Source organism: Terriglobia bacterium (genome assembly GCA_020072845.1).
In the GTDB taxonomy this organism is placed as follows: Bacteria; Acidobacteriota; Terriglobia; order Terriglobales; family Acidobacteriaceae; genus JAIQGF01.
Genome location: JAIQGF010000007.1, coordinates 219,710 through 232,706 on the forward strand (window position 1 = coordinate 219,710; position 12,997 = coordinate 232,706).

The following is a 12,997-nucleotide window of genomic DNA, read 5'->3' on the forward strand; positions in this document are numbered from 1 at the left end:
GATTGCTCGCCGGTGATTTCAGCAGTTTCGGCCCGACGCCCACATCCTTCTCTTACGTGACGTAAACAATGACCGGGACCAGTCCCAACGGCATGAACTCCTCGTACTTGATTGCCAGGCTGCGCTCCTTGATCGGACCCTTCTCCAGCGCATACGAGCCCATCTCCGACCCGTCTTCCGCGCCCTGGGAAATGCTGGCGCCCACCGCACCGGAGACAATCTGTCGGTCCACAGCCTGAATGAGTTGCGCATAGGCGGGTTGGCCGAAGGTGCGGCTGGCAAACAGCGGCGACTTCGGCGCGATCTCCACGGATTCGTACTTTCGCGGCAGAGTGCTGCCGGTGGACCAGGCGCTGAAGCGAACGCAGCCATCCTGCGCGTTCTCCACGCTGGCCACGTCGCCGAGAATGCAATCGCTCGCGTACAGGCGGTGCATGTGGCCGGGGCCCAGGAGGGTGCAGCGCGTCAGCGAGACACTTCCGCTGGAAAGATCGATGGCTTTGTCGGCTTGCAATGCCTGCACGATGCTGTCGTTGATGGCAAGATTTTCGACCGCGCCGGCCGCGCTAGTAGCGATCGGCCCCAGAAGGCAGCGATCGATGGTAAGTTGCCGGATTTTCGCCGTGATCGACAGATGGCACGGCGCCAAATCCTGGCCGTCGACAGCTGTGGCGATCTTGCCGGTCTTTGCATCCAGGCTTCCGGGATCCAACGTGCAGCAGGTCAGGGTGACGCTGTCGAATTCGCCGGCCAGCACAATGTCGCAGCCGGTCACAAACAGGCCTTCAAGCACCAGGGTGCCGCCGGCAGCGCCGGTGAAGGTCCACTTTGCACCGCCGGCAAGACGGATCACTGGACGACCGCCGTTTCGGGCGAGGATCGTGACGGCGCTGATTCCGCTCAAGTCTTTGACCGCGGTGTAGGTGAGCGAGTCGTCAATGCGCACGGTGCCGGTAGCGCCAGTGGCTGTTAATGCCGCGTCCAGCGGCCCCACTGCGGGAACAGCCTGGACCGGGACGGGAGTCGGCGTGGCTTCGCGCCTGGCAGCACTGCGGTCGTAAGGTCCGGCGCCGATGGCGGACGGAAATCCGTAGTGGTACTTCACGAACGGCGGGCCGTCCAATGGGGGATGAAGCGCCTGGAATTCTCCGCACTCGGGAAAGATCATGATCACGTGCGGGGGCGCGACTTCCGGGTTGGTGGTAACTTGCGACCCGCTGACCAGTTGGTAAAACACGCCTGGCTTGGTGAAAATTCCAAGCGAGTTGTCCTGCAGAGTTGTCCCGTCCGCCGGATCAATGGCTGCGTACAAAGGCTCGGATCCCGGGTCCGACAGGGCGGAATGCAACAGCGGGGTGCTGATCGGCACCGGCAACTGCCATTCCTGCGGACTCACCCACGCATCTCCGAATGCGCGCGCGGACCGGGCGAACAGAGGAATCTGCCTTCCCGTCGGATCGAAAGTGAAGTAGCCGGGGCAGTTCTTCACGGCGACCGGCGTGGTGTAGTCGACTCCGAAGCTCTTCAGCCGCCACAAAAACACGCCCAAGCGCGGAATGTTGTGCCAGCCGATTTGTCCGCGGCCTAAACGGAAGTCTGCCGTGTGGAAGTATTCGTCAAACGCGCTTTGCACCTTCGAGGCACCGTAAACGCTGCGGAGGTCGGCCCAGCCGCCGATCGCGGTGTGCGTCCACATGCCGGTGAGGCCTTCGGCGAATTGCAGAGCGCGAGCGCCAGCGGGATCGTCGCTCTGCGCCGGGAGGCCAAGTTCCGGGTCGAGGCCGTGACGGGTTCTTCCCAGGCGGCGAAAGAACTCGACAATCCGGCCGTCCCAGCCGGTGATGTCGGAGGCGATCTGCTCCAAGATGGCAACTGTCCCACGCCGCCGGCGGTAATAAATGGTGTTGGCGACGTCGAGCCGCTGTCCGCGGGCATCAAGGCTGGCCACCAGCCGTGTCGCGAGCAGGTCGGCGATGTAGGGGATGACCCAGTCGTCGCAGGTTTCGATGGACTGGTCTTCCCACAGGCGGTCGATGCTGCGGCGCAGGATTGCCGCTTGCGCCCCGATGCGGTTGACCAGTTCGCGCAAGGGCCCGTTGGCGCCCAGCGCCGCAGAGTCCTCCGAGCGGTACACTGCGGGAAGCAGGTTCCACAGCTTATCGGCGTAGTAAGCCTCGTAATGATCCAAGTCATCCGGCATCGTTTGCGATCTCCGGTGCAACAGTCAGGTCGGATGGATCAAGCTGGAAAAAGCCGCCCTCGCCAGGATCGAACCGGAACCCTGGTTCGACTTGCGGGCCCGCTCCGCGGTCGGTAGAAAACTTCAATCCGTGCACCGCAAGAGCGCCGGGCACTGCCAGGCAAGCTTGTTCAATTTGGCTGCGATAAACGAATTGTCCAATGCGAACGGCATGAGCGCCGAATAAGCCGCTGTCGGGGTCAACCAGCGCGGTCTGGCACGCCGCAACTACGTTGCTGGGAACATAACGCACGTCGATGCGCAAGGTGAGACCAAGCGCGCATGGTATGGGGACAGCTTGTTTCACGACGGCGGGACGGTTGGGATCTTCCGCGCCGGCCAGGGCCGTCTGCGCGGCGGAGACCGCATTGGCGTCGTCCCCCACGTAGACCGTGATCGCTGTCCTCTGCTGGCTCGAATCCCACGACCAGTAGGCACGCGCCCGGCCGACGCCGGGAGCGCGCGCGGCGATGGCCTCATAGTCGGCGCCGGAGACGGCACGTCCGAAGGTCAAAACCGATAGCGGCGCATATTGCTTGATTTGAGTAGAAGCATCGGGATCGGCTCCCCCACCGGCGGCCACGGGATTGCGCAACGCCTTGAGTCCGGGCTGGGGTTGCAGAATCACGCTCAAAGAGCCGGCTGCGGGCGCATCCGCCCCGCTTCCGTGTCGATACGTGGCAACAACGTTGTTGACGCCCGAAGGAAGCCTCTGGCCGTTCATGCCGTCTCCGAACAGCACATGTGTTTTGTTGCCCTCATCTTCCCGAGTCACAAAGATCTGCGCCGCCGGACTCTGTCCGTAGAAACTCGGCACCTCACTCCACTCCACTCCCTCCACCCACACGCGAAGCGCGCTTTTGTAACTCGCTCCGGAGGTCGAATCTCCACTCAGCAGATAGGTCAGGGGAGACTTCTGCAGAACGAATTCCTGCGCCGCGATGGTCGCATCACCGCTGCCCAAGACTTCATTCAGGACAGTCTTGCCGCGCGAACAAGGCAGCAGATCAAAGAGCGTTCGTAACGGCAGCGTCAAGGAAAAGGGTGACTGAGGCAGATTGGAGAGATGCAACAGCGACGCATCCTGGCTATCAAGAGAACCGCTCGCCGAGACACCGTTGCCATTGGTGTCTTCGACCAAGATGGCCTCGCTCTGTATTTGCGGGAAAACCGCCGGCAGAACCGACTGCAGCAATGGATTCTTTCCGTCGAATGTTGTCGCCGCCTGACCGATCAACTCCCCCACCTCCTGCCATCCGAAGCGGAGCAGTGCGAGCTTCGTACTCCCGCCCCAATCGCCTTTCAAATTCGGTGAATAACCGATGACCGAGTGCAGGATGCTGATTGGGGGAGCCGTCGCTGCGGGCGGCTTTGTGGGATCCTTCAAATCGCCATTCGCGTACCAGATCTGTTCCTGATAGCTGGTTACGGACACCAACTCGGGAGCGACCGGGGGATTAAAAACTTCGATGCCGGTGTAAATCGTGTACTCACCTGCAACTGCTCCGGCCTTGGCGAAGTGTGACCCGCCCGTCTTCTTTACTGCGCTGACCTTGAACCCAATTTTGTTGAGCGCTCCTCCACTGGCCGTAGCGCCGCCCGCCGAAGTAAGCAATAGCGGGTCGCCGGCCTTGAGGTCGCGGTGAGCCGAGTCGAGGTGAATCGTCTTGCCGGTCGTGTCCACGACCGGGTGACCAGTGTCAACATCGTATTGCCACAGGCGCGCAGTCCGCGTGCCGCGCAACAGGCGGTAGTCGGCCGACTTTGGATCGGCGCCGAGGCCGCTGAGGTCGCCCGTGATAAACAGGCGCGTGTTCGTTTTGCCAAGCGGATCCTTGGCCGGCTGAACGAGGCCCACGGTCACGAGTGCGTAGTTTTGTGCCGACGCCTGCCAGCCCTTCTGCAGCAGCAATAATTTGTCTCCTGTTTTGACCGAGGAGATCGTGCCCCTGACCAAGACGCTGTTGCCGTCGATGAGCAGCAACGGACTGGGGGCGGGCTCGGCCGGGACAGCGTCCGGAAGCTGATCGCGTTGCGGGACGGTGACATCGGCGTCGAGTTCAAACACCTGCGGTTGTTTGCCTGGACCGGGCTTGCTCTGGATGGCGAACCCGCGCGGGAGCTTCACGGCTTTCGGCCCGCTCAGTAGCGCGGCGACGACAGCTTTTGCGCCGATGCCGGGCCGTGGACGGTACCCGAGCAACCGGATCAGCCGGTGGACGCTTTCCGGCAATATCGCCGTGCGCAGGTAGTCCTCGTTCGCGATGCGCTCGCTGTAAAACGTAAGCACGTCGGAAACGTAGGCCCACCATTCCAGCATCTGGACCGCCAAGTCGCCTTGCGCGCCCGGGCGCCAGGCCGCCAGCTCGGTTTCGCCGGCGCGCGGCAACAACAGTGCGTGGCGAAAGCTGAGGTAATCGCCCACGCGATAGGCGATCGCATCCCTGCCGGGAGGGTTGGAGATCGCCCTGGCGTCAGTTTGCTGGCACGGACAAACGCCTGTACTCATTTCCCACCGTTCACGATCACTTTGATCGAGCCCGCTTCCGGCCGGCTCGGATCGTTGTCCACGCGCAGGATTTCGTCCGCGCGAGGCGCGTAACTGTCTGTCAGGTCGATGTAGTCCTTATTCACGCCGCGGCGGCGATACCGCACGGCCACTACACCCGCGACGCCATAGGCCTTCTGGATGGCGGCGTCCAGATCACTTGGCTCAAGCGGGGTCCCAAAGGTGAAATTGTCCGGGGTGAAAAATCCGGCGGTTCCATCCGGCAGGCGGGAAGCGGAGAGTGCGGCCAAAATCGCCGCCTCCACGTCGCCGCGAAACGCGCCGGACTGAGCACAAACTGTGATGAGCAGGTCCAGCGACACGAAGCGCGGGGCCGGAACATACGATTCGTATCCCGCAAGCCGGTAGCGGTTGAGCAGGTTGATGAGCTCCGTGTGCTGGCCAACCGTCAGTTGTTCGGCGGCCTTGGGATCCGCCGTGGTGAACACGGTTAACCAGCTGCCGGTCCAGCGGAAGGTCGTACCCGCGCGCGCAACCCAGGCCAACGTCTGAGCCGCGTCCTGATAGTCCTGGGGCCGGACCGCAAAAAAACGCTTGGCGCGAAATGCTTGCGGCGCCAGCCGGCGCACCTGTTCATCGGTCTCGCGGTCGGCGCCGCCGGTCGCAGGAAATGGATTCGTGACCCGGAAGACGAGCGAGCCTGCAGCAGGATCGACGCGCGTAATCGAATCGGTAGCTACATTGCCGGCGGATGCCATCCCGGCGCGGTACGTGACCTGGAAGACGGCGCCCGGGTCAGGAATTTTCCCGAAAATGCCGTCGCCGAAACGGATGGTAGCGCCGGTGTCGTCGTCGTAGTCGTAGGAAACTGTCGCATCCCCATTGCGCGCGATGCGGCTGAAGCGGGCCGAATCCAAGGTGAACGCCGGGTCGGTTGCGCCGGCCTCCAGGAGGCGCCGTCGCCACATCCATTCCGTCGGTTGTCCGCTGATCTGCTCCGGCAACTGCGTCAGGTGGATTTCCGGGAGCGGCGGAGTATTGCCGCCGGGCTGAGCGAGCCACACCAGCGGATCGCGTTGCAGTGTGTACAGGTACTGCACGCAGTCGAATGTCGGCGCGCTGTTCGGGCCGATGCGATCGATGGCCAGTGCCGTTCCCGGCGCGGACGGCGGCGCAGTGTCGATCGCGAACGCCTCCGTGTAGCGTCTTCCTTGCGTCGCCGGAACCAGGTTCCCCGCCAACACCGTCTTGGGCTGGCCATCTGCTTGCCGCGTCAAATCATGATCGAATTGCAGCGCATCTTCCGGACGCCAGACGAGGTGCGTCACGTCCTGGTTGAACAGCTTGTCGGTCTCTTCAGTCGCCGAAATCAGTTGCACGATCTCGCGGATATGCGGGTCCGCCGTCGTTTCGCCAGCCGTGTCAAGCAACAATTGCTGGCCGGGATAGAAATTAAAGTTGTGCCCGGCGACCCACATTTCGGTGGCGCCTTTACGCAGGCAGCGCCGGCTATCGTCCCAGTAATACGCCACGATGTTCGGGTTGACGCCCGCATCGTCGAGACGGTTCCAGGTTTTGCTGACCAGATAATTCGTTGCGTTCAACGTGCCGGTCGTGGGATTGACCAGGCCTGTACCGGTTTCAAAGTCGATCACCAGCCCGTCCGGCCCGAGAGCGCTGACCACTAGTCCCGACGGGATGGGCCCGCTCTCGACGTCAAACTGCAGCAGGACGCCGGCGGAGGTCGCGGGCCGGGGCTCATAGTCCACCAGGCGGGCGTGGCGCACGATCGACCGCCGTTGTGTGGCGGTGTCCAGCGTGGCTTCCGCGGCGATGCGATCTTGCGTGTAGCTGAGATCGTCGCCGAGGCTGCACAGCGCTTCCATGAACATCACGCCGAAATCGGCTTCGGAACCTTCGCGCCATTCGGGGTAGCGCAACGCCGAAAAATCGGAAAGCGCTTTGCGGAAACTCAGAAAGTCTTTGGCCAGATAATCGATCGGCGGAATGTCTCCCTCGGGTAGCGGGCAGACGGTGGCCGGCGGCTTGCAGTCGAAATCGGACGGGCACGCGGCCTTGAACGTGAACTGCGCGTCGCTGAAGAAATCGTCCAGCTTTGAACTGGTGATGGCCAGGGTGTAAAGGGAAAAGTCTCCCGGGCTGTCCACCAACAGCTTCAGCACCGGACGCCCACTCGGGTCGGTGAGCCAGTCAGTTGCGTCGTTGATCTTGTGCGTCGGCACGACGGGGATGGTTTCGCCGCCGCTGATGCGCACGCCGGTGATCGTGCCCGCGACCGCAACCTTGGTGAGGAAGTGGACGCGCAGCTCGGTCTGCGCCGGGTTGGCGATCTCGACGTAGTCGATGCCGTTCAGCGCCAGCGGCGTAACCAGCAGTGCTTCGAGCCTGTCTTTTGCGTTCATCTCAGAACACCAGCACCGTGATGCTCTTGTCGGTCCGGGTTTCGACCAGCGCGTAGTCAATGCGGATTGACAATTGCGCCTCGTCTCCGGTTTCGGAGGGCGGCGCGACCGTGACCGCCTTCAGATCGATCTGCCCAGCCAGCCACTTGTTCAAGGCCTGTTGCACGATGATTTGCGTGGTCGCGTCGAGCGTGTCCGAATGGGGTGCGAACAGCAACCGCCGCAGGCCACAGCCGAAATCGGGCAGGTCGGCGCGCTCGCCCGGCGACGTGAGCAGAACCTGGCGGATCATCTGTTCGACGTGCGCCTCATACGTGGTCTGCGCCGCCTGCCCTGAGTTGGCGTCAATACGAAACGGAAATGCGTAATCGCAACGGTTCATGTCGGTCTCGCGCTACTCGCCTGAAACCTGTGGCTGCGTGAATTGGATCAGCACGGTTCCCTGCGGCGCCTGATCCGCGGCGACGCACATTCCCACGCTGTCCTCGCTCAATGTGAAATCTCCCGCGGCCTTGCTGCGGAGGTCGCTTTCCATCCACTGGACCTGTATGCACGGATGCGGCGCGCCGGAGACGTTCAGCGTGCATCCCTTGATGGTGAAGGTGTCGGACGAACGCAAGAGAAAATCGCCCCCGCCTTTCACTCGCGTGTTTGAGGTAACGACTGAGACGGTCCCCAGGTGGGGGCACATCAAGACGCTGGATGAGTTCAGCAAGCCCGCCATCACATCACCTCCAACGCGCCATCGTTGACGTTTACTTCCGAGTCGTTGATGACGACCGTGTTCGATCCGTGCTTCAGCGTCACGCCGGAAGAGTCGAGCGTGATGCTGTTATCGTGCGAGTCGGTGATGGTGATGCTCTCGCCGTCATCATCCAGCAGGATTTTGTTGCCGGACTTGGTGACCATGGCTTTGACGGCCGGGGCTGCGTCGGAAGGCGCTTCGTCCGCGCGCCAATAGCAGCCCGTCCAGATCGGGTACGACACATCGCCGCCCTCGAACTCGATCCAGACCCCCGCCCCGGTTTCGGGCAGAAATGCGAAGCCCACGCCCGGGCCGGCGTAGGGAACGCAAGGCACGCACCACCCGCTCTCCTGGTCGCCCAGGACGGCCGGCACTTTTGCCTTAATTCGCAGCGTGTCCTTGTCAACGTCGGTGACCGTTCCGCGATACTTGCCGTAGAAGCGGTAACGGATGCGCTCCAGCACATCGAGGATCGCCTGTTCGTTGATGCCGCTCATAACAGACCTCCCAGCAAACTCCCTCCCGATGGGGCCGGCCCGACCGCATTGCGCACCAGCGTGAATTTCATCTTGTGCGACTCCGCGGTAATGCTGTGCCGGACGCTCCACACCAGGTACTTGCCGGAATTCAGGCTGCCGGCGCCATTGACCAAAACGATCATGCCCGCTCGCAACACGCCATTCAGCCGCGCCACGTCGGCTTCGCCCTCGCAGCGCGCGAACCAGCCGGCTTCGCGGAGCACCGACTGGGCGCGGAGCGTCAATTCCTGGGCGTCGTCCACGGGGGTGGTCAGCACAACAACCATGTCCTTGCCCGCGAACTCTGCCAGGGTTCGACTGTCGAGAGGGTCGAGCCCGGAATCGTTGGTGCCGCCACTGGCGCCGTCGGGATCGTCATCGTTGAACAATGCTTGCCGCGCGCTTACCTCCGTGGGGCGGGTCACGTCCCACTCGAAATCCAGCGCATCGACGTTCCACGCATCTGGGTCGTTGAGCTCGAAAGTGACCTCCGGGTCGCCGCCCAGACTCGGCTTGGCGAAGTAGCCGACGCGCCGCCCGGGAGTATCGGCACAGGTAACGCGGCAGAGCTTTCCATTGCGGCGCGCAAGGTTGCGCAGAAACTGGATGTCGGACGCACGCTGCATCAGGCTGTGGCCGTCTTCCGTATGGGAAGGGGAATCGTCTTCGGTGTTGTCGGGCGAGGGCGTGATGCCGTAATCGCTGAAAACCGCGTTCGCCACGTCCGCATCGGTCACGTCCACCCACTGTTTCACTTTCTCCTCCAGGTTCATCAGCCACGAGGCGTCTTGTCCCCAAACGGTCAAGCTCGAACCGGTGGTCCCCCTGCCCAGGTGCAGTTTGTGCGTGAGCACGTAGCCATCGAAGATGCACTGATCCGATCCCCCGTCCGCACTCACGACGACGGCCACGTTCGCGAACGGCTTGAATCTGTCGTCGTTCACGTAGGCGAGGTCGCCAGCATCGTCGGCGCTCACGGGCAGCGTGAATTCAATGGCGGCCGGTCCATCGGCGTTCTCCTCCACCTCCAGCGCGGTGGTCTGGGCATAAAGATCGTCGTCCGCCTCCGCTCCGTTAAACAGCATTCGATACGCGCTTGCCATCGCTCAGCGGCCCTTTCCCGGCACACCCACCAGGTCATGGACGGCCAGAGCATCCGGCGCCATCGAGTTGTTGGCGTCTGCCAGTTGCCAAAAGGCGGTTGCGTCCGCGAGGTAGTGCGACGCGATCAAGTCCAGCCGCTGTCCTTCGTGCCGGCGATGAAAACCGATCAGCGGATTGCTCGAGGGCAGCGGAAGACGGGCGACGGAGATGCTGGCGCCGTCCGCCTTAGTGATCGTGTACGTGGCCGAATTTTCGTACCGGCTACCTGGAAAGAACATATGGACCCCACTCGAAAAACGACTACAGCGGCAACATGCCGATAATCGACTCCACCGCGTTTTCCAGATTCGCGAGCGCCAGGGTCTGCCGCAGTCCCTGCGAGTACACGTAGGCCGCCTTGGCGATGTTGCTGAGCGGACCCTTAACGGCGTGAAGCTCGTCGCTGGTCAGCACTCTCAGCGTGATCGTCGCCTCGGCATGGGTCGGGTTGAGCAACAGCGCGTCGTAGAGCCGCTCGGTAATCTGCAGTTGGGTGACACGCACCGGCAGGATTCGCCCGGGCCCCCAAACGAACAGCACGGTTGGGACGGTTGACTGCGGGACCGAGCGTTTCGCTTGCGCGCCGGCGGAGCCTCCGATGGAAATGCCGCCCGCGCCGGCCGATGCGGACACCGAGCCGAGGAGGTATCGGACACTGGAACCGCCGGTCGGATACAACAGCATCTCCAGGGCGGCCAGCCTGCTGTACACGCCGGTGGAGTCAGCAAGGCCCGCCGCCACAGGACTCCCGTCGGCGATCATGTCTCCGGCGTCCATGAACAGCGTGAAGGAGAACTGCTCTCCGGGCATGCCCTTGACGGCAAGCGGATTCGCCGACCCGGTCGCCTCCGCGGCGTGCGCCGGCTCCGGCTGACTCCAGGTGTGCGTCATCGTCTCCGGGTTGTACTGGAAGATGATGACGTTCGGCAGAGGCACCAGGAACGTCGGCATGAACTCCACCAGCGCGCCTCGTAGATACTTGCCCGGCATACAGGTTCGTGTTCCTTTCCGTTGTCATTGGGCCCGCGATGCTTGCGGCGACGAATCCTCGAAGTTGCGGCGCACGCGGCTCAGAGCGAGCGCTCGATTTGCCTCACAATCTCGTCCGCAATGGATTTCGCGAGCATGTCCGTCGAGCCGGCCCCGGCCGGCACCGACACTCGCATCGCTTCTACGTTTCCGGACCGCCGCAGGTGAACAACCGAGCCGGCCAGGGCATCGGCAATCAGACGGGCCAGGCGCTTTGCTTCGCTCTCCGAAATTCCGGAGAGGTTCAGCCGGACGTTATCCAGCGTAAGCTCGACCACAGCTCACCCCTCCCAATCTCCCGGACGCAGCATCACGCCGTGCTTGGCAACCTCGCGCCGCGCCGCGTTCAGTACATGGTTCATGGTGATTCGCGAACCCTCAGCGCGCGCCAGAAACGCGGCTGACAAAGCCGCTAAGGTGATATCGGCGCCGCTCATGTTCAGCTTGCCGGCAAGGAAATCCCAGTCAATGTCCTGCAGCAAAGCCTCGCCCCGGGGCGAGTGCGCGAGCAGAGCGCGCTTCCACAAAGCCAGGCGCTCGGCAGGACCGGGCTGGATGAAATCGACGATGAACCTGAGCCGGCGCACGAAGGCCTTGTCCAGATCGCCCTTACGGTTCGTCGCCAGGATGGCGATGCCATCAAACTGTTCCATGCGCTGGAGCAGATAATCGATTTCAATGTTCGCGAACCTGTCGTGCGCGTCCTTGACCTGGGTCCGTTGTCCGAAGAGCGCGTCCGCCTCATCGAACAGGAGTACCACGTTGGTGCGTTCGCAGGATTCGAACACCTGCTTCAAGTGCTTCTCGGTTTCTCCGATGTACTTGTTCATCACGCCCGCCAGATCGACGCGGTAGAGCTTCATGCCGAGCGAGGCTGCCATCACCTGCGCGGCCATGGTTTTTCCCGTTCCGCTCGGGCCTGCGAACATGGCGGTGATGCCGCGGCCCATGGGAACAAGTTTTTCGAATCCCCAGTCCTCGTACACCGGCCAGCGCAGCCGCGCCTGTTGCTCCAATTCCCCGAGGTGCTGCCGCACGCCGGCGGGGAGCACGATGTCGTTCCACGTGTAAGGGCAGAGCATGGGCGTCAACAGCTCATGCGGGCCCTGGTGAAGATTTCCCCGGCAGACATTGGCGACCGCGTCTGCTCCGGCCGCCTCCACGCGGGCGGCATTGACGATCTCCGCCGGAACCAGTGTCCAGTCGGTGATCGGCTCCGGGGCCGGCGAATCGGAAAGTTGTGTCCAAAGTGAGAGCCGCGCGTCGCGCGTGAGCCGCGGCAAGCGAATCGATAGGCGTGCCACCGCTGGACGTGTAGTTTGCGACAGCGGCAGCTGCGACCCGAAGATCGTAAGTTCCGGCTGCATCACGAGGTCCCACACATTGGGGTTCGCGCGCTCGGCGTGACGCCAGTACAGAACGCCGCCCACCAGCTTTGCCAACCGTGCCGCGCGCACCGCTCGCTCCGTGGCGGTCGCCGGCGGGACGTCGCTGCCCATCAACAAAGCAGCGTCCGCTGAAACCAAGTTGCAGCCCAAAGCCGCGGCGAGCTGTCCAGCCAGTGTTTCTCTTCCCGACCCATCCGGTCCGACCAACTCCAACTCGATGAGCGGACACGAATCCCCGCTGTCCTGGCATGCGTCTCGCACCACCGCTACGAATGCCTGCATCCTGGCTAGTTCCGCCGGATATAGACAGGTCTTGGTTGCGTTCTCGGCCGCGGGAATAAACGCGGCCGCCGATCCCAGCATTGGATCGATGGGCGCCAACCGGGTGAGCCACTGCACGACACCCGGATCGGCCACCCATGCAGTCGCCACGGACCCGCTATCCGAAACGTTGTCAGCGGGCGAAGCGATGCGCCAGCGAATCAGGTTGCAGTCCGGCCCGAAGCTCACGCCGAGCGGCGATTCAAACAGTGCCGCAGCCAGCCAAGGCGTTGCCCTGCCGGCAGTGGCGTCATCGTGCAGGTATCCGTAAACGCGCCGCAGCATCGGGTCGACTTCGACCGCAACCGTGAGCGACAGCAGATCCAGTTCCGCCTGCGATAGCTCGAATGCCTGCTGCAAGTGCGCCCACGGCGGATCGAGCGCAAACGCCGCGTCGGCGGCCAGAATTAATGGAGCAAGCTCCCGCGCGCTGGAATCGTTTTCATAAAACAGCGCTTCGGCTTCTCTCAGTTCGGCAGGATCGGTGAGGATGCGGTCGATTTCGCTGTCGGGAATGACCAACCCGTGTTCCGTCTCCGTGCGCCCGTTGGCCCACAGTGACCGCATCCACAAGACGCGGCGCTGCGCGCGCACCCGTATGCGCCAGGTGAACGCCGGCCCTGCCGCTGGTCGCTCCATCGCGGCAGCCCTTCCGTTGTTCGGCTCTTTCTTCAATCTCATG

General features: G+C 63.0%; 11 protein-coding genes. All 11 read right to left on the reverse strand.

Going from position 1 to position 12,997, the window contains the following annotated elements; translation table 11 throughout:
* Positions 1 to 52 precede the first annotated feature (52 nt).
* On the reverse strand, positions 53 to 2,200 hold the full coding sequence (locus tag LAN70_07365) for a hypothetical protein (GenBank protein ID MBZ5510975.1): 2,148 nt from the start codon (positions 2,198 to 2,200) through the stop codon (positions 53 to 55).
* A complete protein-coding gene (locus LAN70_07370) occupies positions 2,190 to 4,748 on the reverse strand; it encodes a hypothetical protein (GenBank protein MBZ5510976.1) in 2,559 nt (852 codons plus the stop codon). Before LAN70_07370 ends, LAN70_07365 begins: the two co-directional genes overlap by 11 nt.
* Positions 4,745 to 7,171, reverse strand: coding sequence for a baseplate J/gp47 family protein (locus tag LAN70_07375; protein ID MBZ5510977.1), 2,427 nt, complete (start codon positions 7,169 to 7,171; stop codon positions 4,745 to 4,747). Before LAN70_07375 ends, LAN70_07370 begins: the two co-directional genes overlap by 4 nt.
* A 1-nt stretch (position 7,172) precedes the next feature.
* Entirely contained in the window at positions 7,173 to 7,553 is a 381-nt protein-coding gene (locus LAN70_07380; protein MBZ5510978.1) for a GPW/gp25 family protein, read from the reverse strand.
* Positions 7,554 to 7,565: 12 nt separating this feature from the next.
* Positions 7,566 to 7,895 (reverse strand): hypothetical protein, encoded by a 330-nt coding sequence (locus tag LAN70_07385; protein ID MBZ5510979.1) that lies wholly within the window; start codon positions 7,893 to 7,895, stop codon positions 7,566 to 7,568.
* Positions 7,895 to 8,413, reverse strand: coding sequence for a phage baseplate assembly protein V (locus LAN70_07390; protein ID MBZ5510980.1), 519 nt, complete (start codon positions 8,411 to 8,413; stop codon positions 7,895 to 7,897). The genes LAN70_07385 and LAN70_07390 overlap by 1 nt, the downstream gene beginning before the upstream one ends.
* Positions 8,410 to 9,519 carry a hypothetical protein gene (locus LAN70_07395; protein MBZ5510981.1) on the reverse strand — a complete coding sequence of 370 codons (1,110 nt, stop codon included), beginning with the start codon at positions 9,517 to 9,519 and terminating at the stop codon, positions 8,410 to 8,412. Before LAN70_07395 ends, LAN70_07390 begins: the two co-directional genes overlap by 4 nt.
* A 21-nt stretch (positions 9,520 to 9,540) precedes the next feature.
* The gene (locus LAN70_07400) at positions 9,541 to 9,816 is read right to left on the reverse strand and encodes a LysM domain-containing protein (protein ID MBZ5510982.1); all 276 of its coding nucleotides are present in this window, start codon (positions 9,814 to 9,816) and stop codon (positions 9,541 to 9,543) included.
* A gap of 22 nt (positions 9,817 to 9,838) precedes the next feature.
* Positions 9,839 to 10,567: a hypothetical protein gene (locus LAN70_07405; protein ID MBZ5510983.1), complete on the reverse strand. Its 729-nt coding sequence runs from the start codon at positions 10,565 to 10,567 to the stop codon at positions 9,839 to 9,841.
* A gap of 80 nt (positions 10,568 to 10,647) precedes the next feature.
* Positions 10,648 to 10,884 carry a hypothetical protein gene (locus tag LAN70_07410; protein MBZ5510984.1) on the reverse strand — a complete coding sequence of 79 codons (237 nt, stop codon included), beginning with the start codon at positions 10,882 to 10,884 and terminating at the stop codon, positions 10,648 to 10,650.
* Positions 10,885 to 10,887: 3 nt separating this feature from the next.
* Positions 10,888 to 12,996 carry an ATP-binding protein gene (locus tag LAN70_07415; GenBank protein MBZ5510985.1) on the reverse strand — a complete coding sequence of 703 codons (2,109 nt, stop codon included), beginning with the start codon at positions 12,994 to 12,996 and terminating at the stop codon, positions 10,888 to 10,890.
* Position 12,997 lies beyond the last annotated feature (1 nt).